Annotated in this window: 19 protein-coding genes; 9 read left to right on the top strand and 10 right to left on the bottom strand. The window is 73.4% G+C overall.

Annotation, left to right across the window (positions count from 1 at the left end; all coding sequences use genetic code 11):
- Positions 1–144 precede the first annotated feature (144 nt).
- Positions 145–2,712, bottom strand: coding sequence for a DNA translocase FtsK (locus ABZ881_RS06755; protein ID WP_358482401.1), 2,568 nt, complete (start codon positions 2,710–2,712; stop codon positions 145–147).
- Between the two features lie 661 nt (positions 2,713–3,373).
- Between ABZ881_RS06755 and ABZ881_RS06750 the strand changes: the two genes are divergently transcribed.
- Positions 3,374–4,303, top strand: coding sequence for a hypothetical protein (locus ABZ881_RS06750; protein ID WP_358482400.1), 930 nt, complete (start codon positions 3,374–3,376; stop codon positions 4,301–4,303).
- Here the strand turns inward: ABZ881_RS06750 and ABZ881_RS06745 are convergent.
- From ABZ881_RS06745 to ABZ881_RS06730, 4 genes are all read right to left on the bottom strand, one after another.
- Positions 4,289–5,092, bottom strand: a complete 804-nt coding sequence (locus ABZ881_RS06745) for an alpha/beta fold hydrolase (protein WP_358482399.1) — start codon at positions 5,090–5,092, stop codon at positions 4,289–4,291. The two genes, ABZ881_RS06750 and ABZ881_RS06745, sit on opposite strands and share 15 nt — an antisense overlap.
- Positions 5,093–5,134: 42 nt before the next feature.
- Complete coding sequence (locus ABZ881_RS06740; protein ID WP_358482569.1) at positions 5,135–6,844, bottom strand: ribonuclease J; 1,710 nt, start codon at positions 6,842–6,844, stop codon at positions 5,135–5,137.
- 106 nt (positions 6,845–6,950) lie between these two features.
- Complete coding sequence (gene dapA / locus ABZ881_RS06735; RefSeq protein WP_344028229.1) at positions 6,951–7,976, bottom strand: 4-hydroxy-tetrahydrodipicolinate synthase; 1,026 nt, start codon at positions 7,974–7,976, stop codon at positions 6,951–6,953.
- Positions 7,977–8,003: 27 nt separating this feature from the next.
- Positions 8,004–8,630: a TIGR03085 family metal-binding protein gene (locus ABZ881_RS06730; protein ID WP_358482397.1), complete on the bottom strand. Its 627-nt coding sequence runs from the start codon at positions 8,628–8,630 to the stop codon at positions 8,004–8,006.
- Between the two features lie 226 nt (positions 8,631–8,856).
- On the opposite strand from ABZ881_RS06730, the gene ABZ881_RS06725 reads away from it, so the two are divergent.
- Positions 8,857–10,176, top strand: a complete 1,320-nt coding sequence (locus ABZ881_RS06725; RefSeq protein WP_358482396.1) for an MFS transporter — start codon at positions 8,857–8,859, stop codon at positions 10,174–10,176.
- A 169-nt stretch (positions 10,177–10,345) separates the two neighbouring features.
- Complete coding sequence (locus ABZ881_RS06720) at positions 10,346–11,071, top strand: Crp/Fnr family transcriptional regulator (protein WP_358482394.1); 726 nt, start codon at positions 10,346–10,348, stop codon at positions 11,069–11,071.
- Between the two features lie 9 nt (positions 11,072–11,080).
- On the opposite strand, the gene thyX is transcribed toward ABZ881_RS06720, so the two are convergent.
- Entirely contained in the window at positions 11,081–11,845 is a 765-nt protein-coding gene (gene thyX, locus ABZ881_RS06715) for an FAD-dependent thymidylate synthase (RefSeq protein WP_358482391.1), read from the bottom strand.
- Positions 11,846–11,934: 89 nt separating this feature from the next.
- On the opposite strand from thyX, the gene ABZ881_RS06710 reads away from it, so the two are divergent.
- The 3 genes from ABZ881_RS06710 to ABZ881_RS06700 all read left to right on the top strand — a co-directional run bounded on the left by ABZ881_RS06710 (position 11,935) and on the right by ABZ881_RS06700 (position 15,189).
- A complete protein-coding gene (locus tag ABZ881_RS06710; protein WP_358482390.1) occupies positions 11,935–12,465 on the top strand; it encodes a toxin-antitoxin system HicB family antitoxin in 531 nt (176 codons plus the stop codon).
- Positions 12,462–13,448: a DUF4097 family beta strand repeat-containing protein gene (locus tag ABZ881_RS06705; protein ID WP_358482389.1), complete on the top strand. Its 987-nt coding sequence runs from the start codon at positions 12,462–12,464 to the stop codon at positions 13,446–13,448. Before ABZ881_RS06710 ends, ABZ881_RS06705 begins: the two co-directional genes overlap by 4 nt.
- Before the next feature lie 139 nt (positions 13,449–13,587).
- Entirely contained in the window at positions 13,588–15,189 is a 1,602-nt protein-coding gene (locus ABZ881_RS06700) for an AbgT family transporter (RefSeq protein ID WP_358482387.1), read from the top strand.
- On the opposite strand, the gene ABZ881_RS06695 is transcribed toward ABZ881_RS06700, so the two are convergent.
- Both ABZ881_RS06695 and ABZ881_RS06690 read right to left on the bottom strand, forming a co-directional pair.
- Positions 15,190–16,437 (bottom strand): crosslink repair DNA glycosylase YcaQ family protein, encoded by a 1,248-nt coding sequence (locus ABZ881_RS06695; protein WP_358482386.1) that lies wholly within the window; start codon positions 16,435–16,437, stop codon positions 15,190–15,192.
- Positions 16,438–16,720: 283 nt separating this feature from the next.
- The gene (locus tag ABZ881_RS06690) at positions 16,721–17,656 is read right to left on the bottom strand and encodes an intradiol ring-cleavage dioxygenase (RefSeq protein WP_358482384.1); all 936 of its coding nucleotides are present in this window, start codon (positions 17,654–17,656) and stop codon (positions 16,721–16,723) included.
- Positions 17,657–17,740: 84 nt separating this feature from the next.
- Here ABZ881_RS06690 and ABZ881_RS06685 point away from each other — a divergent pair, with 84 nt between their 5' ends.
- Positions 17,741–18,286, top strand: coding sequence for a GNAT family N-acetyltransferase (locus ABZ881_RS06685; RefSeq protein ID WP_358482383.1), 546 nt, complete (start codon positions 17,741–17,743; stop codon positions 18,284–18,286).
- Between the two features lie 34 nt (positions 18,287–18,320).
- Here ABZ881_RS06685 and dapB read toward each other — a convergent pair whose 3' ends face one another.
- Together dapB and ABZ881_RS06675 are read right to left on the bottom strand one after the other, a co-directional pair.
- Positions 18,321–19,070: a 4-hydroxy-tetrahydrodipicolinate reductase gene (gene dapB / locus ABZ881_RS06680; RefSeq protein WP_358482381.1), complete on the bottom strand. Its 750-nt coding sequence runs from the start codon at positions 19,068–19,070 to the stop codon at positions 18,321–18,323.
- Positions 19,071–19,134: 64 nt separating this feature from the next.
- On the bottom strand, positions 19,135–19,614 hold the full coding sequence (locus ABZ881_RS06675) for a DUF456 domain-containing protein (protein ID WP_358482380.1): 480 nt from the start codon (positions 19,612–19,614) through the stop codon (positions 19,135–19,137).
- 224 nt (positions 19,615–19,838) lie between these two features.
- Here ABZ881_RS06675 and ABZ881_RS06670 point away from each other — a divergent pair, with 224 nt between their 5' ends.
- A complete protein-coding gene (locus ABZ881_RS06670) occupies positions 19,839–21,518 on the top strand; it encodes an ABC transporter family substrate-binding protein (RefSeq protein ID WP_358482379.1) in 1,680 nt (559 codons plus the stop codon).
- A 67-nt stretch (positions 21,519–21,585) separates the two neighbouring features.
- Positions 21,586–22,569 (top strand): ABC transporter permease, encoded by a 984-nt coding sequence (locus ABZ881_RS06665; RefSeq protein WP_358482377.1) that lies wholly within the window; start codon positions 21,586–21,588, stop codon positions 22,567–22,569.

Raw genomic sequence — 22,569 nt, 5'->3', positions numbered from 1 at the left:
CGTACGGGCCCCCGGAAGGCGGCCCGTCAGCCACTTTGACACGTTCGTGACCGTCCCGTTAACCACCTGCCGCGAAAGAGTGGTTACGCTTGGTATTCGTCACAGCACCGTCCGGCAGAAGATCGCCACGCTGCGTTCAACTCGTCACTCGTCGTCGTTGATCTCGGCACCGTCCGCCGTCCCGCCGCCGCGGATCAGGTACAGCGCGTTCTCCAGCTCGTCCGGCTTCACGAGCACGTCGCGGGCCTTCGACCCCTCGGAGGGGCCGACGATGTTGCGGGTCTCCAGCAGGTCCATCAGCCGGCCCGCCTTGGCGAAACCGACCCGCAGCTTGCGCTGCAGCATCGACGTCGAGCCGAACTGCGAGGTGACGATCAGCTCGGCCGCCTGCAGCAACAGGTCGAGATCGTCGCCGATGTCGGCGTCGATCTCCTTCGCCTCGCCGGCCTTCTGTGCGGTGACGCCCTCGGTGTAGCTCGGCTCCGCCTGCTCCTTGGTGAACGCGACGACCTTGGCGATCTCGTCGTCGTCGACGAAAGCGCCCTGCATCCGGACCGGCTTCCCGGCGCCCATCGGCAGGTAGAGCGAGTCGCCCATGCCGATCAGCTTCTCGGCGCCCGGCTGGTCCAGGATGACCCGCGAGTCGGTCAGCGACGACGTCGCGAACGCCAGCCGGGACGGCACGTTCGTCTTGATCAGGCCGGTGACCACGTCCACCGACGGCCGCTGGGTCGCCAGGATCAGGTGGATGCCGGCGGCGCGGGCCTTCTGGGTGATCCGGACGATCGCGTCCTCGACGTCGCGCGGCGCCGTCATCATGAGGTCGGCGAGCTCGTCGACGATGCACATGATGTAGGGGTAGGGCCGGTACACCCGCTCCGAGCCGGGCGGCGCGGTGATCTCGCCGGAGCGCACCTTGCGGTTGAAGTCGTCGACGTGCCGGACCCGGTTGGCCTGCATGTCCTGGTAGCGCTGCTCCATCTCCTCGACCAGCCAGGCGAGCGCGGCGGCCGCCTTCTTCGGCTGGGTGATGATGGGCGTGATCAGGTGCGGGATGCCCTCGTAGGGGGTCAGCTCGACCATCTTCGGGTCGATCAGGATCATCCGGACCTCGTCCGGCGTGGCCCGGCTGAGCAGCGACACCAGCATCGAGTTGACGAAGCTGGACTTGCCGGAGCCGGTCGAGCCCGCGACCAGCAGGTGCGGCATCTTCGCCAGGTTCGCCACCAGGTAGTGGCCCTCGATGTCCTTGCCGAGGCCGATGCCCATCGGGTGCTGCTCGTTGCGGGCGCTGGTGGACCGGAGCACGTCGCCGAGCCGGACCATCTCCCGGTCGGTGTTGGGCACCTCGATGCCGACCGCGGACTTGCCGGGGATCGGCGCCAGCAGCCGGACGTTGTCGTTGGCGACCGCGTAGGCCAGGTTGCGCTGCAGCTGGGTGATCTTCTCGACCTTCACCGCCGGGCCGAGCTCGATCTCGTAGCGGGTCACCGTCGGGCCGCGGGTGAAGCCGGTGACCTGGGCGTCGATGTTGAACTGGTCCAGCACGCCGGTGATCGCCTCGATCATGGCGTCGTTCGCGGAGCTGCGGGACTTCGGCGGCGGGCCCGCCTCCAGCACGTCCGCGGGCGGCAGCACGTACTCGGACTCGCCGACCGGCTCGCGGATCGCCATCGAGAGCTGCTCGCCCTCGGTCGGCGGCGCCTCCTCGGCGGGCGGGGTCTCCACGACGGGACGGCGCGGCGCCTTCTTCGCGGCCGGTGCCGGCGGGACGTCGGCGGGCGGGCCGGGCACGTCGGCGTCCACCGGGGTGGGTGCGTGCTCGCCGTCCTCGACCCGGAACGCGTCCGCCTCGCTGGCCTGCTGCCTGCGGCGGGCGGGCCGGCGGCGGGCCGGCTTCGCGCCGTCGAGGTCGGCCTCGGCGACGGCGTCGGCGACCGTGCGCGGCCTGCCCGCCCCGCCCTCCGCGGTCTCCCCGTCGGACTCCTCGTCCTCGGGCGGCAGCTGCCCGGTGAGCCTGCGGAACCGGTCGGGCAGCTCGCGGACCGGGATCCCGGTGACCAGCAGCAGCGCGTACAGGGTGAGCAGGACGAGCACCGGCACCGCCGTCCACACGGTCAGCCCGGCCTCCAGCGGGGTGCCCGCGACGTAGCCGATCGCGCCGCCGGCGCCGCGCCAGGCGTCCGGCTCGGCGGGCCCGCCGCGGGCCAGGTGCACCAGGCCGAGCACGCCGAGCGCGAGCAGCATGCTCCCGGCGACGATCCGGGGCCGGGCCTCCGGGTGCGCGGGCGTCGTCACGAGGACCACGCCGACCCCCAGCAGGATCAGCGGGAGCAGCACCGACGTGACACCGATGACGGCCTGCACGACGAAGGTGAACCAGTAGCCGACCGAGCCGCCGGCCTGCCACCACAGCCCGGCGGCGGCGATCACCGCGAGCACCAGCATCGCGAACCCGAGACCGTCCCGGCGGTGCGCCGGATCGATGTCGCGGGTGCGGCCGACGGCCCGCCCGGACGCACGGAAGGTCTTCGCCACGCCCCGGCCGACCGCGTCGATCGACCGGTCGATCAGGTCGGGGCCCTGGCGCCTGGCCGGGGCCCGGCGGGTGGCCGGCTTGCGGCGGGCGGACGAGCGCGAGCCGGACCGCCCCGAGCCACGGCCCGCAGCCGCTGCCGTGCTGGTCCTGCCCGTGCCGGTACGTCCTGCCATGTCACCCACGGTAGCCCGTCACGATGATCGAACCGGGGACCGACGCGGGGGTCCGGGCGTCCCGGCGACCAGGCACCCACCCTCGTGGGCTCCGTCGCCCGGGCGATGCGGCCCGGCTCCCGAGCGGAGTCTCCGGCGTCCGATGCGCGTCCGCGGGACCGGCCGGACGGCCGGCGGGTCGTGGAGCTGTTCCCGGCACCGGCAGCACCGTGGCCGAGGAGCGCACGCCAGGGCCGCCGGTAGCACCGAGCGACCGCACACCGTCCGAACTCCGGACCCTGCCGGCGCGCACCGGTTCCGATCGAGCTCCGCGACGAGGACGAGATGATCGGCGAGGTCGTCTCCGCGCGTCACCCACAGGGCGCCGACCAGCGGGGTGTCCGTCACCGTCCCGGTCCCGTCGCCGCCGGGGTGGTGGAATCGCCGTGCATCGCTGCCCCCTCGGGCACGGATCTCGCAGGCCGAGCTGGCGAACCTCGCCGGGTTCTCCCGTGAGTACGTTTCCCGATCCGAACGCCCCTCAGCCGGGCTGGCCTCGCACGAACTCGTGTCCGCGATCGACGTCGCGCTCGGGTGCGGTGGTGATCTCGTCGCCCTCCGGGCACGGCTGCACGCCGACCGGGTGGCACGCCGCCGCGCCCCGGCCGAGGGTACGGAAGGGGTGGCCGCCGATGTGGCGCCCAGAGGTGACCGGATCACCGACCCGGACACGGTCGAGCCAGGTTCGGCTGGCAGCGAGCTCATCGCGATCCAGCACGCTGCCCGGGTGACCCGGCCGGACCCGGCGTTGTCCGCGACGGTCGCCCTGGTCGGGCGCATCGATGCGGCGCTTGCCCGGTACCGATCGGGCGGCGACCGCCACCGGCTGCTCCGCTCCGGCGCGCTCGCCGCCGAGTACGCCGGTTTCGTGTGTCGAGATGCGGGCCTCGCCACCCGATGTCTCTTCTGGCACGACCGGGCGATGGAGTACGCACTGCGTGCCGGCGACGCGCCGATCCAGGCGTTCGTCCTGCTTCGGAAGTCTCAGGCAGCCTACGACCGGCGCGACGCCCATCGGCTGGCAGACCTCGCCCGTGCGGCAGAACGTATGGCGGGCGCCGCGACACCGTCGCTGAGGGCCGAGATCGTCCAGCAGCGGGCCCGCGGCGAGGCGATGCTGGGTGCCGACATCGACCGGGTCCGCAGCCTGCTCGACCGGGCGGCCCGTCTGCGGACGACCGAGCTGCACGCCCCGGACGTCGCGCCCGGGCAGGCGCTGTTCGACATCCAGGTCGCGCTGTGCTGGAGCGAGTCGGGACGGCCACGGCAGGCCGTACAACGCTTCCGCGAGGTCGACACACACGGCATGAGCACTCGGGACAGGGCCTACGTCTCGATCCTGTCGGCGCGGTCCCTGGCCCTGTCCGGAGAGCCCGACGAGGCGGCGGCGATCACGACGGCTGCGCTTCCGCCCGCTGCTGCAGCCGGCTCGCGCCGCAGCGTGCTCGAGGCGTGCGGTGTACTGACGGCGCTGAAGCCGTGGCGCTCACGGCAACCTGTGAGCGAGCTGGCCCGGGCCGTGCGCTCGGCGCGGGAGCTACTCGACCACTGACCAGGCCGCGATGCGCGCAGTGACCTCGGCCTGCCAGGACCGGGTCCTCGGATCCGCGTAGCCGGGGTCGTCGGGCGCGGCGATGCCGTGCTGGGCGCCGTCCAGCTCCACGAGTTCGTGCAGGCAGGTCAGGGTCCGGACCGCCCGGCGGGAGGACTCGATCAGGATGAACGTGTCGGCGGTGCCGTGCACGATCAGGGTCGGCACGGAGACCCTCGGCAGCTCCGCCCGGACGTCCCACCAGAAGACCTCGTTGAGCAGCGCCGGCCCGAGCCGGAAGGTCGGCGAATGCGCGAGGTAGCCGTTCTCCCGCAGCGACCTGGCGCCGACGTCACCGAGACGATCGGCATGCCACTCCGGCTTCTGGTCGACGAACCGGTCCTTGTAGTCGAGCAGCGGGTTGAGCAGGACCAGCCGGTCGACCCGGTCCGGCCGGCGAGCCGCGAACACGGCGCAGACACCGCCGGAGAAGCTCGCCCCCACCACCCCGACCCGGTCGACGGGCAACCGGCCGGCCAGTTCGTCCGCTGCCGCCGACACGTCGTTGCCCACCCCGGCGAGGGTGAGTTCCTCCGGCCGTCCGTCACTCTCCCCGTGGCCGCGGAGGTCGAACCGGAGCGAGGCCACCCCGGCCTCGCCCAGCCCGTCGGCGAGGCGGTCGAAGAACCCGGCCTCGTGCCGGTCCACCCCGCCGCCGTGCACGAGGACGACTCCCCGGCGCGCACCCGGCGGAGCCACCAGGTCCCCGACCAGCCGGGTCCCGTCGAGCGAACGGAAGGTGCGGTGCACGCCGTGCCGCCCTCCCCGCTCGCCGGACCCGGCCGGAACCACTCAGACCGCGATGACCGTCGGCACGATCATCGGCCGGCGCCGGTAGGTGTCGGCCACCCAGCGCCCGACGACCCGGCGCACACCCTGGGCGATCCGGTGCGGATCGGAGACGCCCTCGTTCTCCAGCCGGGAAAGCTCGTCCTCGACCAGCGGCTGGGCGGCGTCGAGTGCCTTGGGGTCGTCGGAGAACCCGCGGCCGGACAGCGTCGGGCGGGACAGCGCGCGCCCGGTCTTCTGGTCGATCGCGACGGTGATCGCGATGAACCCGCCCTCGCCGAGGGTGAGCCGGTCGCCCAGCGTCGTCTCGCCGATGTCGCCGACGGCGAGACCGTCGACGTAGACCTGGCCGACCTCGACCCGCCCGGTGATCGCCGCGCGGCCGTCCACCAGGTCGACGACGACGCCGTTCTCGGCGATCACCACCGACTCCTCGGGCACGCCGGTCTTCACCGCCAGCGCGGCGTTGGCGCGCAGGTGCCGCCACTCGCCGTGCACCGGCATCACGTTCGACGGGCGCACCGCGTTGTAGAGGAACAGCAGCTCGCCGGCCGGGGCGTGCCCGGAGACGTGCACCTTCGCGTTGCCCTGGTGGACGACGGTCGCGCCGAGCCGGGTCAGGCCGTTGATGACGCCGAACACCGCGGTCTCGTTGCCCGGGATCAGCGAGCTGGCCAGGATGATCGTGTCGTCCGGCCGGATCGTGATGCTGCGGTGGTCGCCGCGGGCCATCCGGGACAGCGCCGCGAGCGGCTCGCCCTGCGATCCGGTGGAGACGAGCACCAGCTTCTCGTCGGGCAGCCGCATGGCCTCGTCGATGTCGACGAGCAGGCCGTCCGGGATGTTGAGCAGCGAGTGCTCGTCGGCCAGCCCCATGTTGCGGACCATCGATCGGCCGGTCAGGCAGACCTTGCGGCCGTGCGCGTGCGCCGCGTCGAGCACCTGCTGGACGCGGTGCACGTGGCTGGCGAAGCAGGCCAGGATGATCCGGGACGGGGCCCGGCGCACCAGGTCGGCGATCACCGGCCCGATCTCGGCCTCCGGCGTCACGAAGCCCGGCACCTCGGCGTTGGTGGAGTCGACCAGGAACAGGTCGACGCCCTCCTCGCCGAGCCGGGAGAACCCGGCCAGGTCGGTCAGCCGCCCGTCCAGCGGGAGCTGGTCGAGCTTGATGTCGCCGGTGTGCAGCAGCAGCCCGGCGGGCGTCCGGATGGCGACCGCGATGGCGTCCGGGATGGAGTGGTTGACCGCGAAGTACTCGCAGTCCCAGTTGCCGTGCCGGATCCGGTCGCCCTCGGAGACCTCCCGCAGGTGCGGGGTCAGGCGGTGCTCCTTGCACTTGGCGGCGACCAGGGCGAGCGTGAACCGGGAGCCGACGACCGGCAGATCGGGCCGCAGCCGGAGCAGCCACGGGACGGCACCGATGTGGTCCTCGTGGCCGTGCGTCAGCACCAGGGCGTCGATGTCGTCGAGGCGGTCCTCGATGGCCCGGAAGTCGGGCAGGATCAGGTCGACGCCGGGCGAGTCGTCGGACGGGAACAGCACCCCGCAGTCGACGACGAGCAGCCGGCCCTCGTACTCGAAGACGGTCATGTTCCGGCCGACCTCGCCGATGCCGCCGAGGGCGAACGTGCGCAGGCCGCCCTTGGCCAGCGCCGGTGGCGCCGCGACCGGCAGCTCGGGCCGGTCGATCTTCTCGGGCGGGGCGCTCAGGGACCGCCCGGGGCGGTTCCGGCGGTCGTTGCGCTGGGGACTCACAGGGTTTCGTGCCTCACAGGATCGGGTGTGTACTCGGGTGACGTCTCGGGTCGGCGCCCACTCAGCGGTGGTACGCGACCTCGGCGCCGATGTCGGTGGCGGTGCGCCCGCCGAGTGCGCCGTGCCCCGGCTGGTAGGCCGTGCTGCCGGGCCGGGACTGCGGGTCGAGGGCGACGCCGGCGACGGCCAGGTCGCCGGCGATCGCGGCGACCTGCTCCTCGGTCGCCGGCGGCAGCGGGAGCCGGGTGTCGCCGACATCGATGCCGCGCAGCCGCAGCGCCGTCTTGGCGAACACCGCGCCGCCGACCCGGCCCATCGCGCGGATCACCGGGAGCATCGCGTAGTGCAGCGCGCGGGCCCGCTGGTGCTCGCCAGCGTGATAGGCGTCGATCATCGCGCGGAGCCGGTCGGCGACGACGTGCCCGATCACGCTGACGAACCCGACGCCGCCGACCGACAGCCACGGCAGGTTCACCGGGTCGTCGCCGGAGTAGTACGCCAGCGTGGTCGTGGCGAGCACCTCGGTGCCGACCCGCAGGTCGTTGCGGGCGTCCTTGACGGCCACGATACGCGGGTGCTGGGCGAGCCGCTGGAAGGTCTCGACGTCGATCCCGATCACGCTGCGCGGCGGGATGTCGTAGAGCATCACCGGCAGCTCGGAGGCGTCGGCGACGGCGGTGAAGTGCGCGAGCAGGCCCTCCTGCGGCGGCCGCGAGTAGTACGGCGTCACCACCAGCAGGCCGTGCGCGCCGGCCCGCTCGGCGCCGCGGGCCAGCTCGATCGAGTGCGCGGTGTCGTAGGTGCCCGCCCCGCTGACGATCGTCGCCCGGTCCCCCACCGCCGCGACGACGGCGCGAATCAGCTCGGACTTCTCCTTGTCCGACGTCGTCGGCCCCTCGCCGGTGGTGCCGTTGACGACCAGCCCATCGTTGCCGAGGTCCACCAGATGGGTGGCCAGCTCCTCGGCCTTCGCCAGGTCGAGCTCCCCGTCGGCGTCGAACGGCGTCACCATCGCGGTGAGGACCTCACCGAACGGGCGACGGGGCGGGTGCTGCCCCGCGGGGGTCGTCTGGGAAGCGGACTCCATGGGGGTTGACGGTACCGGGTTGCGGGCTCACATCCCGCGGGGCGCGGCCCGGTAGCTCTCGACGTCGGCCGGCAGTCCCTCCAACTCGATCCGGGCGGCGTCCCGGCCGAACGCGTGCAGCACCAGCTCGGCGGGCTCGCCGACCACCGTCACCAGGCCGTACCCGGTGGCGACGACCTGCTGGGCGCCCTCGGGACGGCGCAGCACGACGCCGACCGGGCTGCGCCGGAACAGCAGCCTCGACTGCGCGGCGAGCAGCGTCCACAGCTGGCCCTCCAGCTCGGGAGCGGCCGGGCGCGGCTCCCAGCCGGGCTCGCCGCGGCGCAGGTCCTCGTGGTGCACGAAGAACTCGGCGCCGTTGGCGATCTCGTCGACCTTGCCGACCCGGAACGGCGACCAGGCGGGCGGGCCCTTGCGCAGATCGTCGATCATGTTCGGCCAGGCCTCGCCCGCGTAGGCCGCCATCGCCCGGTCGGTGACCGAGGACAGGGCGGGCACCACGATGCCCGCGGCGTTCCACGGCTGCCGCTCCCGGACCAGCAGGTGGGTGAGCAGGTCGCGGGCGTTCCAGCCCTCGCAGAGGGTGGGGCGGTCCGGTCCGGATCGCTCGAACTCGGCGCAGATGGCGGCACGTTCGTCGGTCGCGAGGCTCACCGCACCCACCGTAGTCCGCGCCGGCCCCGGCCGCCGTCCGGCCGGGGCCGCGCGCCGAGCGGCGGACCAACGGCCGAACGGTCGACAGATGGATAGTCTGCCGACATGGTTTTGTAGCCAGTGATACAGATCGCGCCCGGGCAGGTCCGCATACTCCCCGCAACCCGAACGGCGGACGCCCGGCTCGTCCCGTGTCAGCCGGTCCCCAACGGAGAGGACCCCACCCGTGACACACGCTGCCACCTCACAGCCACCACCGAAGTCGATGCGCAAGATCGCGCTGGCCAGCATGACCGGCACGGTCATCGAGTTCTACGACTTCTTCATCTACGGCACGGCCGCGGCGCTGGTGTTCAACCAGGTCTTCTTCCCCGAGCTCGGGGCCGCCGCGGGCACCGCGCTGGCGCTCGCGACGTTCGGCGTCGCGTTCGTCGCCCGCCCGTTCGGCTCGATCCTGTTCGGGCACTTCGGCGACCGGCTCGGCCGCAAGGGCACGCTGGTCACGACGCTGCTGCTGATGGGCTTCTCGACGCTGGCCATCGGCCTGCTGCCGACCACCGGGATGATCGGCGTGCTGGCGCCGATCCTGCTGGTCGTGCTGCGCATCCTGCAGGGTCTGGCGGTCGGCGGCGAGTGGGCCGGGGCGACCCTGCTCACCGCCGAGAACGCGCCCACCAAGGCCCGCGGCAAGTACGCGCTCTACCCGCAGCTCGGCCCGTCGGTGGCGTTCGCGCTGGCGTCGGCCACCTTCCTGATCACCGCACTGACCATGAGCAACGAGTCCTTCGTCGCCTGGGGCTGGCGGATCCCGTTCATCGGGTCGGTGCTGCTGGTCGGCATCGGGCTCTACGTCCGGCTCGCGCTGGAGGAGACCTCCACCTTCAAGGAGTCCAAGTCCGCCACCACCGGCAGCAAGCTGCCGATCACCGAGGTGTTCACCAGCCGTCCGGCCGCGGTGTTCCTCGGCGCCGGCTCGACCACCGCGGTCTTCGCGTTCTTCTACATCGGCGTCACCTACCTGACCAGCTACGGCACCCAGCAGATCGGGCTCGACCGGCCGACCGTGCTGGCCATGGGCATCATCGGCGGCACCGTGTTCGCCCTGACGACGATCACCTCGGCGATCCTGTCCGACCGGGTCGGCAGGCGGAAGATGGTGGTGATCGGCAACGTCGCCTCGGTGGCCGCCGGGCTCATCGTCTTCCCGATCATCGACATCGGGACGGCGTGGTCGTTCGGGGTCGGCATCTCGATCGTGCTGGGCGTGGTCGGCATCGCCTACGGCCCGATCGGCGCCCAGCTGCCGGAGCTGTTCCCGACCCGCTTCCGCTACACCGGCGCCGGGATCGCCTACAACCTCGCCGGGGTGCTCGGCGGCGGCGTGGTGCCGCTGGTCGCGGCGGCCGTCGTGCCGCTCTACGGCAGCCTCGCGATCGGCCTGCTGCTGGCCTCGGTGTCGCTGCTGAGCCTGGGCTGCACGCTCGCACTCCCGCACACCGACGCCGACTCCTTCAGCAACCAGGACGCCAGCCTGACCCCGGCCTGACCCGTACCGGCGCACCCGCACGGCCCGTCACCCACTTCGGTGGGTAGCGGGCTGTGCCTCGGCTTCCCCCGCACTCGGGCACCCGGCTACCGTCCGGGCGATCGCGCGGGAGCGACAGCCGGTCGCACCCCGTCACGGACGGAGGTGGGGACGCGTGGCCGTGGATGCGGTGAGCAGTGCGGAGCCGCGGGCGCTGCCCGTGGATCCCGGCCCCGACGACCCGCCGGTGTCGCCGTTCCTCAGCGCGCCGATGACCGACCTGACCGAGCGGATCGCCGCCCTGGGCACCGCCCGCCGCTACGCCCGCGGCGAGCACGTCTACCGGCAGGGCGAGCTGTCCACCCGGTTCCATCTCGTGCTGTCCGGCCGGGTGCGGATCTACCTGCACCGGCCGGACGGCACCGAGCGCTCGCTGGCCTACGCCGAGACCGGCGCCACCCTCGGCGAGGCCGCCAGCGTCGACGGGCGCCCGCGGCATCTCGCTGCCACCTGCACCCAGCACTCGCAGATCGTCTCGGTCACCCGGGACGCGCTGCTCACCGCCGCCCGCACCGATCCGGAGCTGCTGCTGGAGATCACCCGGCGGATCGCCTACAAGCAGCGGGTGATGCAGCTGCACGTGCTGATCGAGGGGCTACCCGCCCGCGAGCGGGTGATCCTGCTGCTCGGGCACCTGGTCGAGGCCTACGGCGAGGTCGCGCTGGACACCGCCACCCGGCTGTCGATCCGGCCCGCCGTCGACGAGTTGGCCCTGCTGGTCGGGCTGACCAGGGTCACCATGAGCCGGGAGCTGTCCCGGCTGGTCGCCGAGGGGCTGGTCGGCAAGGAGGGCCGCGGGATCATCGTGCGGGACCTGCCGGACCTGCGGCGCCGGGTGCACGCGGTGCTGGCGTGACCGGGCCGGTCAGCCCTCGCTGACCAGCGGGCTGGACGCGATCTCGGTGCCGTCCTCGAGCTTCTGGATCTCGAAGTCGGCGAACACGTTGGCCACCTCGCGCTGCAGCTGGCGCAGGCACTCCACGGCGAGCTGACGGATCTCGACGTCGGCGTGCTCGGAGGCGCGCATCGCGATGAAGTGCCGCCAGGCGCGGTAGTTGCCGGTGACCACGATCCGGGTCTCGGTCGCGTTCGGCAGCACCGAGCGGGCGGCCTGCCGGGCCTGCTTGCGCCGCAGGGTCCCGTTCGGGACGTCGGCGAAGCGCTTCTCCAGGCCCTCCAGGAGCTTCTCGTAGGACTCCAGGGCGTTCGCCGACGCCTGCAGGAACAGCTCGTGCAGCTCCGGGTCGTCGGCGATGACGTCCGGCTCGACCATCGCGGCGTCCCGCTCCGGGACGTAGCGCTGGGACAGCTGCGAGTAGGAGAAGTGCCGGTGCCGGATCAGCTCGTGGGTGAGCGAACGGGAGATCCCGGTCAGGTAGAAGCTGACCGAGCCGTGCTCGAGCACGGAGAGGTGCCCGACCTCGAGGATGTGCCGGATGTAGCCGGCGTTGGTCGCGGTCCTCGGGTTCGGCTTGCTCCAGGACTGGTAGCAGGCCCGGCCGGCGAACTCGGCGAGTGCCTGGCCGCCGTCGGCGTCGGTGGACCACGGCACGTCCGCCGGCGGGAGGAACTCGGTCTTCGCCACCAGCTGCACGCTGAGCGGGACGGTCTGCGGCGCGGTCTCCGACATGTCCTGGAGGGTAACCACCGCCGCCCCGTGACGTCATCGGTGACAGCAACTCCTCGACACGACGTCACCCATGACGCCATAGTGGTGTCATGGACCTCACGCCGTACGTCGCGCAGCTGCGCGACGATCTCGCCGCCGCCGCGGCAGCGGGTGACGAGCAGACCCGCCGCACGGCGGCGCTGCTCGGCTCCGCGATCGAGCCCGCGGCCCGCCTGGCGATCATGAACGCGCTCTCCGACCTCGCCTCGGAGGCGACCGTCGCACTCGGCGACCGCCCCGTGGAGGTCCGGCTGCACGGGCGGGAGGTGCGGGTGTCGGTGTCCGGTGCACCGGACACCGCGCCGGACGCTCCGGCCGGGCCGGGTGCGCCGGGCGGGACCGGCCCGGAGGGCCCGGCCTCCTTCCCGTTCGCCGGCGACGCCGGTGACATCAGCCGGGTCACGCTGCGCATCGTCGAGCAGATCAAGGCGCAGGCCGAGCAGGCCGCGCAGTCGCAGGGCGTCTCGCTCAACACCTGGGTCTCCCAGGCGGTGCAGGGCGCGCTCGCCGGCGCCGAGGGCCGGGCCCGCGGGCGCGACCCGCGGGACGGCCGCAACCTCCGAGGATGGGTGCAGGGATGACCGACGAGCAGAACCTGACGGATCCGGACGCCGGCGACACCCGCCGCGAACGGTGGGACAGCGCGGGCCCGGCCGAGCTGGAGATCGGCATCGGTGGCGGGCGGGTCCGCGTCGACCTGGTCGAGGACGCGTCCGAGGTCACCGTCGAGGTCACCACGGACCGGGGCGCCGCGCCCTGGTCGGGCGGGCTCGGCGGGTTGCTCGACTGGATCGGCTCGTCGATGGGCGGGAACCCCCCGGCGGGCGGTGCCGGCTGGTCCGGCCGCGGGTTCGACCCGATCGTCGGTGCGCCGTGGGAGCGGTCCGGCGATCCGTCCGCCGACGCGCTCGCCGCCGTGACGATCGAGTGGTCCGACGCGGGCCGCCGGCTCGTGGTGCGCGGGCCGGAGGAACCGGCGCTGAGCGCGGTCCCGCTGATCGTGACGGTGTCCGCCCCGGTCGCGTCGCGACCCGCCGTGCGCACGGGCGCCGCGGACGTCGAGATCGACGGGCGGGCGTCCTGGGCAGCGGTGCGCACCGGCTCCGGCACCGCCCGGGTCGCCGAGGTGACCGGCGACACCGACATCACCACCGGCGCCGGCGGGATCGATCTCGGTTCGTGCGGCGGGCGGGCGCAGCTGCGCACCGGCAGCGGCGAGATCGAGGCCGGATCGATCGGCGGGCCGTCCCGGGCGCGCACCGGCAGCGGCGACATCCGGATCGGCGAGCTCACCGGGGACCTGGAGGTGCGCAGCGGCTCCGGCGACGTGGTGATCGCCGACACGGTGTCCGGCGACGTCCGGCTGAGCACCGGTTCGGGCAACGTGCGGGTCGGCGTGCACTCCGGCGTCGCCGCCGAGCTCGACCTGTCCACCGGGTCCGGGCGGGCGCGCAGCGAGCTGGAGGTGCACGACGGCGCGCCGGGCGAGCGGGCGGTCCGGCTCTCCGGGCGCACCGGCAGCGGGGACGTGCTGGTCACCCGGGCCGCGACGATCACCGCCTGATCCGGTGGGCACCTCCGGCACGGCACGATTGCGCGACGACAGATAACCTCCCCCACTCGACCGGACGGCCGACCTGGGGGGCCCGTTGAGCGCAACACAGCAGGAGACTCCGACCCGTCTCGCCCGGGCACTGGGCGTGGTGGAACGGGTCGGAAACCGGTTGCCGGACCCGGTCATCCTGTTCGTGGTGCTGGCCGTGCTGCTCGCCGGGCTGTCCGCGGTGCTGTCCGCGGCCGGGCTCAGCGCGCAGGTCCCCGGCCAGGACGAGATCACCCCGGTCCGCAGCCTGCTCACCGGTGAGGGGCTGCGGTTCGCGCTCACCGAGGCGGTCACCAACTTCGTCGAGTTCCCGCCGCTGGGGACGATCATCGCGGTGCTGCTGGGGATCGCGGTCGCCGACCGCAGCGGGCTGCTGCCGACGCTGCTGCGGGTGACCGTGCTGCGGGCGCCGCGGCGGCTCATCACGCCGGCCCTGATGTTCGCGGGCGTCTGCGGCTCGATCGCCTCCGACGCCGCCTACATCGTGCTGATCCCGCTGGGCGCCATGGTGTTCCGCACGGTCGGCCGCAGCCCCGCGGTCGGCGCGGTCGCGGCCTTCGTGTCGGTCGGGGCGGGCTACGACGCCAGCATCTTCGTCACCGCCACCGACGTCCTGCTCGCCGGGATCACCAACTCGGCGGCGGCGATCGTCGATCCGTCGATCCAGCTCACGGCGCTGTCGAACTACTGGTTCAACGCGGTCAGCGCGGTGCTGATCGCGCTGGCCGCGGCGGTGGTCGTCGACCGGGTCGTGGAGCCGTCGACGCGGCGCGGGAACCCGGCCGCGGCCGCCGACGACCTCTCCGGCTCCGGTACCGGTGCGGCGGGTGATCGCGGCGCGGACACCGGCCCCGGGAACTCCCCCGCCCACTCGTCCGGCCAGGACGGCGAGCCCGGCCGGCCCGTCGATCCCGATCTCGCCGCGCAGGAGGCCGAGGAGGCCCGCGCCGCCGAGGTGACCGCCGAGCAGCTGCGCGGGCTGCGCGACGCCGGCCTGACCCTGCTGGGGCTGCTCGCGTTCTACGCCGCGATCTGGTTCCCGGCCGGTTCGCCGCTGCGCGAGCCGGAGACCGGCACCCTGGTGCCGTCGCCGTTCCTCGACGGCATCGCGGTCGTGCTGCTGCTGACCTTCCTCATCGTCGGCATCGTCTACGGGATCCGGGTCGGGACCATCCGGACACCGGCCGACGTGCCCCGCCTGATGCGCGAGGGACTCACCGACATCGTGCCGATCCTGGTGCTGTTCTTCGTGATCGCCCAGTTCCTCGCCTGGTTCACCTGGAGCGGCATCGGCCAGTGGATCGCCGTGTCCGGGGCCGAGGTGCTCCGGTCGCTGGGCGCGCCGGCGCCGGTGCTGCTGTTCCTGACCGTCGTCATGGTGTTCGTGCTCGGGCTGGTGATCACCTCCGGGTCGGCGCAGTGGTCGCTGCTCGCCCCGGTGCTCGTCCCGATGCTGCTGCTGGTCGGGATCGAGGCCGACCAGACGATGGCGGCGTTCCGGATCGGCGACTCGGTGGCCAACTCGCTGACCCCGATGAGCCCCTACTTCGCCGTCGCGCTCGGCTTCCTGCAGCGCTACCGGCGCGACGCGGGCATCGGCACGCTGATCTCGATGACGCTGCCGATCTGCGCGGCGATGTTCGTCGTGTGGACGGCGCTGTTCCTGGTCTGGATCTCGCTCGGCATCCCGCTCGGGATCTGATCACCCGGCCCGCACGGCACCCCGCAGTGCACCGGCGAGGTTGCCCCGCTCCCCCACCTCGACGCCGTCGAGCCCGAGCCAGCAGGCCATCGCCGCCAGCTCGGCGGCGAGTTCGGCCGCGATCCGGGCCTGCGGGACGCCGGCCTCCGGCTCGGCGAACGCACCGGGCACGCGCAGCACCCCGGCGACCCGGTCGGCCTTGAGATCGACCCGGCCGACCAGCGCGCCGTCGAGCAGGAACGGGAAGACGTAGTAGCCGTACTCCCGCTTCGCCTCGGGCACGTAGATCTCGATCCGGTAGCGGAAGCCGAAGATCCGCTCGGCGCGGCCGCGCTCCCACACCAGCGGGTCGAACGGGCTCAGCAGCGCCCGGCCGGGGACGGTGCGCGGGACCGTCGCCGACGGGCTCCGGTAAGCCGGCTTCGCCCAGCCCCGGACCGCCACCGGCTCCAGCTCCCCCGCATCGACCAGCTCCGCGATCGCGGTGCGGGTGCGCTCCGGGCCCAGCCGGTAGTAGTCGCGCAGGTCGGTCTCGGTGCCGACGCCGAGCGCCGCGGCGGACTTCGCGACCAGCGCGCGGGCCGCATCGGCCGGATCCGGCGGCGGGGCGGCGATCACCTCCGCCGGGAGTACCCGCTCGGGCAGGTCGTAGCGGCGCTCGAAGTGCCGGCGGGTGCCGACGGCCAGCTCGCCGATCGCGAACAGGTACTCGCACACCTGCTTCACCTCGGACCGCTCCCACCAGGTGGCGCCGGGCGGGCGGGGCCGGACGTCACCGGCCCGCCCCTCCGGCGCGAGCGCCTTCTCGATCGCGCCGGCCCCGATCGGCCCGCACCCGGCGACCACGTCCCGGATGTCCGCGGCCAGCGACGGATGCCGCTCCAGCAGCGGCGCGTAGTGCTTCCACCAGCGGCGGGGAAGTGTCCGGTGGCCGAGCAGCGGCCAGTCGGCGACCGGGACCAGGCTCGCCTCGTGCGCCCACGTCTCGGCGAGCAGCCGGGGCCTGCGGGCCGACGGGGACCAGGCCGCGTCGTCGAGCAACGCGGACGGATAGTCGCCGAGCCTGCTGAACAGCGGCATGTAGTGCGAGCGCACCGCCACGTTCACCGAGTCCAGCTGCAGCAGCTTGATCCGCTCCAGCACCCGCTGCAGGTGCCGCCGGGTGACCGGCCCGGACGGCCGTGGGTCGGTGAACCCCTGGGCCGCGAGAAAGGTCCGCCGGGCCACGTCCGCCGAGATCGTCCGCACGGCGCCGATGCTGCCACGGCCCCCCGACAGTTCCGGCGCGGCCGCCGGGCAGGCGGTTCCGGCGCGGCCGCCCGACAATCGATGATCCTCTGTCCGGCACCGAGAGGGTCGCTGGGCGACCGTTCCGGTTCCCGATACGCGATCACCCGCGGGACCGGCCGGGGGCGGGCTCGACGCCGCACCCCGGGAGCGACGCCGCACCAGCTCGAAGTGGTGCGGGGACCGAGCCGGGGTGCGGCGACTGAGCCGGGTGCGGGGAACGCGCCGGAGGGGAGCGGGTGGATCAGTTCCGGGCCGGCGGGCCGCCCTGCCCGCCACCGGGCGGCGCACCACCCCCGCCCCCGCCCCCGCCGCCGGCCGGCGCCGACCCGCCGGACGGCTCGGTGCGGGTGTCCACCGGCGCGGTCAGCGCGACCGTGAAGCCGGTGGTCACGTCGCCGGTGACGGTCGCGAGCTGGGAGACGCCGCCGTCGTCGCCGAAGACGTTGTCGCTGTCCAGGGTGACCTGGGACAGCGTCCGCACGGACGACTCGTAGCCTGCGGTGGCGTAGACCGCGGTGCAGGTGTCCTCGGGCAGTGCGACCTGCGAGGTCGCGATCGCGTTCGCCGAGTCGGTGATCGACGCCTGGTCCGGGTAGACCTCGAAGTGGATGTGCGGCCAGCGCCCGGAGTAGCAGGCCGGGACGATGCTGGTGAACCGGACGAGCCCGTTCGCGTCGGCGATCTGGACGCCGCGCAGGTAGTTCTCGTCCTCCAGGCCGTCGGCGTACATCGAGTAGTTGCCGTCGCGGTCGCAGTGCCACACGTAGGCGGCGGTCCCGGCGAACGGGGTCCCGCCGTTCGCGAGATCGGTGATCGTCAGTTCCAGGGTCATCGGGACGCCCTGCGCGACCGCGCTGCCGGTGCCGAAGCTGGAGCGGATGTCGCTGCGGACGATCCCGCTGTCGGTGAGCGCGTTCGGCCCGTTGGAGCCGTCGCCCGGGTACGGGCCCGCGGTCTCGTCCGGGATCTCCCCCTCCGACGTCGTGGCCGCCGCGCTCGACGTCGTGCCGGACGAGCAGGCGGCCAGCCCGACCGTGACGGCGCCGAGGCCGAGCGCGGTGAGCATCCGGCGGCGGGACAGCAGGGTGCCGAGGTCGAAGCCGAGGCCCTGGTCGACCAGCTCGTCGTCGGGGCGGGGCAGCGGGCGGCCCTGGTAGCGGTTGCGTGGTTCGGTCACGGACACCAGGTTCGTCCGCCCGGCTGGGCGGGACCCCGGAACCCGCTGTGCGTCCGCTGTGTGTCCACAGGGTAGGCATGGACCATGGCCACCGCGACCGTCCGCCCCGCCACCGACGACGACGTCGACGCCATCGTGGGCATCCAGGACCGGACCTGGCGCACCGCGTACGCCGGGCTGCTGCCCGAGGAGGCGTTCGCGAGCCTCACCTCGGACGCGGCGCGGCAGCACTGGACGGACGCGGTGCACGCCGGCGACGACTTCCACCTGCTGGTCGCGCAGGAGGGCGGCGAGATCGTCGGGTTCGCCGCGGCCGCCCGCTATCCGGGCGCCGACGGGCTGTCGATCGCCGAGATCTCGACGTTGCTGGTCGAGCCGCGGTGGGGGCGCCGCGGGCACGGCGGGCGGCTGCTGGCCACCGCGGCGGCAGCACTGCGCGCCGCGGGCGAGGAGACCGGCCGGGCCTGGGTGCCGGAGCCCGATCCGGCCTCGCGCGGGTTCTACGCCCGCGCCGGCTGGCAGCCCGACGGCGCGGTCCGCACCCTGGACACCGGCAGCGGCACCCTGCGGGAGGTCCGCATGTCGGGCTCCCTGGACCTGCGGCTGATCGGCCTCGACGACGACAGCTGAGGACCCCCGGCCGGGCGCGAACGACCCGGGCCGGTCAGGCCAGGCCGAGCAGCGGTTCGAGCCCGATCGTCAGTCCGGGCCGGTCCCGCACCGCGCGCACGGCGAGCAGCACGCCGGGCATGAACGACGCCCGGTTCATCGAGTCGTGCCGCAGCGTCAGCACCTCGCCGTCGGTACCCAGGATGACCTCCTGGTGCGCGATCAGTCCGGGCATCCGGACGGCGTGCACGTGCACCCCGTCGACGACGGCGCCGCGGGCCCCGCCGGGATCGGTGGTGGTGGCGTCGGGGACCGGTCCGAGCCCGGCGTCGGCGCGCGCGGCGGCGACCACGGACGCGGTGCGCGCGGCGGTGCCGGACGGGGCGTCGACCTTGCCCGGGTGGTGCAGCTCGACGATCTCGGCGGAGTCGAAGAACCGCGCGGCCTGCGCGGCGAAGTGCATCATCAGCACCGCGCCGACGCCGAAGTTCGGGGCGACGAGCACGCTGCCCGAGCCGCGCTCGTCGAGCAGCGCGCGGACCTCGTCGAACCGGATCTCGTCGAACCCGCTGGTCCCGACGACGGGGGCGACCCCGCGGCCGAGGCACTCGCGGATGTTGTCCAGCGCCGCACCGGGGTGGGTGAAGTCGACGGCGACGTCGGCGCCGTCCAGCGCGGACAGGTCGTCGCCGGCGTCGAGGGCGGCCACCAGCTCGGTGTCCGGCGCCTGCTCCACCGCCCGGCAGACCTCGCTGCCCATCCGGCCCTTCGCGCCGAGCACCGCCACCCGGATCGTCCCGCTCACCAGCACACCCCGTTCCGCCGTCGTCGTGACCGGGCGAGTCTAGTGCCCGCCCGTCCGGCGCCGGTCAGCCCAGGACCAGGCCGCCGATCCACACGGCGGTCGCGAGCAGACCCGCGGCGACCTCGATCAGGATGCTCCACCCGACGGCGGCGAGCGCCTCGCGGGCCGACCGCCAGGCCGTCGCCGCGTCCGGCAGCCGGACCAGCTCGGCCAGCCACACCCCCAGCACGAAGCCGATGAACAGGCCGATCACCGGGATCGCGAAGAAGCCGACCACGCCGAGCACCAGACCGGCGAGCAGGGTGCGGGTCGGCACGCCGGACGCTTTGAGCCGCCGGCCCGGCAGCAGGTACTTCGCGACCTGCCCGAGCACCGTCACGACGACCGCGATGCCGAGCACCCACCAGCCGACGGCGTCGCCGCGCGGTACCGCCCACACGGCCACCCCGCCGACGATCAGGAGCGGGCCGGGGAGCACCGGGAGCACGATCCCGGCCAGCCCGACGGCGATCATCAACCCGGCCAGTACCGCGAGCCCCGTCATGGGCACAGCCTGCCAGACCAGCAGATCCCGCTCTGCGTGGTCGGCACGTCACGCAAAGATCATCACGACTGTGTAAAACACTGGAACAGCATCTGGCTGCGGGGCGGGCCCGGGTGTCAGCCTCTGGGCTCCCGGCCGATCCACCCCCGTCGTCGTGCCGGGATCGGTTGCGTCGCCGCACCCGGACTCCCCTGCCCTCATCCGGGGCCCCATGAAGGAGCACGATGTACAGATCCGCCCGCAGCGGGGCACTGACCGTGTCCGCCGCGGCCCTCACCCTGGTCCTCGCCGCCTGTGGGAGCGGTCAGGGGCTCGGGATCGGGACCGGTGCCGAGCTGTCCACCCGGCCGTCGTTCAACGAGCAGCCCTACGAGAACCTGCGCGACGGCGGCACCCTGCGCACCGCGGCCGGCGCCCTCAACCCGCAGTTCAACCTCTTCCACGCCAGCGCGACGAGCGAGACCCGGGACCTGTGGGAGTGGTACAACCCGCGGCTGATCACCTTCACCCCGACCGGCGAGGCCGTGGTCAACCCGGACTACCTCACCGACGCCACCGCCGAGCTGGTCGGCGGTTCGACCAGGGTCACCTACACGATCGACCCGCGAGCCGTGTTCAACGACGGCACGCCGATCGACTGGCGGGCGTTCGAGGCCACCTGGCGGGCGAACAACGGCTCCGACCCGGCCCGGACCTCGCGGTCGGTCGCCATCTTCGGCCGGATCGCCTCGATCACCCCCGGCGCCGACGACCGGCAGGCCGTCGTCACCTACGACGGAGTGAACGTGTGGTGGCAGGGCACCTTCACCACCCTGCTGCACCCGTCGGCGGCCGGGGTCGACACCTTCAACACCGGCTATGTGAACGACCCGCACCCGGAGTGGGGGGCGGGCCCCTACACGGTGGGGGCGAGCGACCTGCGGGCCGGGACCATCACCTTCGAGCGCAACCCGGCCTGGTGGGGACGCCCCGGCCGGCTCGACAGCCGCACGTTCACGGTGATGGAGCCCCAGGCGGCGGTGAACGCCTTCCGCAACGGCGAGCTGGACGCGACCCAGGTCGGTAACGCCGAGGCGCTCGCCCAGGCCGGGTCGGTGCCCGACGCCGAGATCCGGATCAGCGGCACGACCGCGGTCTCGCTTGTCACCCTGAACAGCGCTGCCCCGATGTTGAGCGATCCCGCCGTGCGGCGTTCGGTGCTGGAGGGCATCGACCGCGACCAGCTCGTCGAGATCGCCTTCCAGGGCATGGACTACACCGAGGAACTCCCCGGATCTCTGATCCTGCAGCCCTACCAGGCGGGCTACCGGGACAACCTGGCCGAGGTGCTGCAGTTCGACCCGGCGGCCGCCCGCTCCGGGCTGGACGCGGCGGGCTGGGCCCCCGGGCCGGACGGCATCCGAGTCTCCGGCGGGGAGCGCCTGACACTGTCCTTCGTCCAGTTCAGTGACACCCCGACCGGCCGAGCCTTCGGGATGGCGCTGACCGCGATGATGCGCGAGATCGGCGTCGAGCTGCAGGTCCGCCAGGTCCCGCCGACCGAGTACCCCGCCGTCCTCGCCGCACGCGACTTCGACGTCGTGATGAGCGGCCTGGCGGCGGAGAACCCCTACGGCATCGCGACGCTCTGCTCGCTGTACTGCTCGGACAGCTCGCTGAACAAGTCCGGTACCGGCAACTCCGGGCTGGACGCCGAGCTGCAGGCCGTCGGCGGGCTCCCCACCGCCGAGGAGCAGCTGACCGTGGCGAACGAGGTGGAGCGGGTCGCGCTCGCCAACTACGGCGTGCTGCCGCTCGGGTCCGGCCCGACCGCCTGGGCCACCCGGCCCGGCCTGGCCAACGTCGGTGCCTCACTGTTCGCCCGCCCGCTGCCCGAGACGGTCGGCTGGCAGACCGGCAGCTGACGTCACCCGGGCCCCGGCGACCGGCCGGTCGCCGGGGCCCGGGCACCACCACCAGAAAGGGAGCACCGTGCTCCGCTACATCCTGCGCCGGGGCGCGGGCTGGCTGGCGATGATCGTCGTCGCCACCAACCTGACCTACCTCCTGGCGAACGCCTTCCTCGATCCGCGGGCCAACTACCTCCAGCTCCGTCCACCGCGCTCCGACGAGGAGATCGCCCGGGCGCTGGCGCAGTACAACCTCGACCCGGGGACGCCGCTGGTGCAGCGCTGGTGGACCTGGCTCAGCGGGATCGTGACCCGCTGGGACTGGGGCGCCTCCCCGGTCGGCGACAGCGTCAACGAGCAGGTCGCGTTCCGGGTGGCGATGTCGGCACAGCTGGTGGCCGGGGCGCTGGTGCTGTCCATCCTGCTCGGGGTGGCGCTGGGCGTGTACTCGGCGCAGCGGCAGTACCGGGCCGGTGACCGGGTGGCCCAGCTCGTCTCGGTCATCACCCTGAACACCCCGGTCGCGGTGGCCGGCCTCGTCGTGGTCGGCGCCGCCATCTCGGTCAACCAGGCCCTCGGCACGACGCTGTTCTCGGTCGCCGGGGCGCAGACACCGGGGATCACCGGGTTCTGGCCGGTGCTCACCGACCGGATCCAGCACCTGGTGCTGCCGACGATCTCGCTGCTCGTCACCAGCTATGCCGCCTACCACATGCTGCAGCGCGCGATGCTGCTCGACGTCGTCGGCTCCGACTTCGTGCGCACCGCCCGGGCGAAGGGGCTCACCCGCGGGCAGGCGATCCGCCGGCACGGCCTGCGCAGCTCGCTGATCCCGGTCGCCACCCAGGTGGCGTTCGCCATCCCGGCGCTGTTCACCGGGGCGGTGCTCACCGAGAAGATCTTCGCCTGGCAGGGCATGGGCGACTACCTGGTCCGCACCATCGCCGAGAACGACGTGCACGGCGCCGTCGCGACGGCGGCGTTCGCCGCGCTGGCGACCGCGGTCGGCGCGGTGCTGGCCGACGTCGCCGTGGTCGCGCTCGACCCGAGGGTGCGGGTGAGCTGA

It is taken from the genome of Pseudonocardia sp. NPDC046786 (genome assembly GCF_040645415.1).
Taxonomy (GTDB): Bacteria; Actinomycetota; Actinomycetes; order Mycobacteriales; family Pseudonocardiaceae; genus Pseudonocardia; species Pseudonocardia kongjuensis.
Note: the sequence above shows the minus strand (reverse complement) of the source record. Positions and strands in the feature narration are given on the sequence as shown.

Excerpts from the sequence above, each read along its gene's own strand:
- ABZ881_RS06755 (WP_358482401.1), bottom strand. The coding sequence starts at position 2,712 with ATGGCAGGACGTACCGGCACGGGCAGGACCAGCACGGCAGCGGCTGCG.
- dapA (WP_344028229.1), bottom strand. The coding sequence starts at position 7,976 with ATGGAGTCCGCTTCCCAGACGACCCCCGCGGGGCAGCACCCGCCCCGT.
- thyX (WP_358482391.1), bottom strand. The coding sequence starts at position 11,845 with ATGTCGGAGACCGCGCCGCAGACCGTCCCGCTCAGCGTGCAGCTGGTG.
- ABZ881_RS06710 (WP_358482390.1), top strand. The coding sequence starts at position 11,935 with ATGGACCTCACGCCGTACGTCGCGCAGCTGCGCGACGATCTCGCCGCC.
- ABZ881_RS06705 (WP_358482389.1), top strand. The coding sequence starts at position 12,462 with ATGACCGACGAGCAGAACCTGACGGATCCGGACGCCGGCGACACCCGC.
- ABZ881_RS06685 (WP_358482383.1), top strand. The coding sequence starts at position 17,741 with ATGGCCACCGCGACCGTCCGCCCCGCCACCGACGACGACGTCGACGCC.
- ABZ881_RS06675 (WP_358482380.1), bottom strand. The coding sequence starts at position 19,614 with ATGACGGGGCTCGCGGTACTGGCCGGGTTGATGATCGCCGTCGGGCTG.
- ABZ881_RS06670 (WP_358482379.1), top strand. The coding sequence starts at position 19,839 with ATGTACAGATCCGCCCGCAGCGGGGCACTGACCGTGTCCGCCGCGGCC.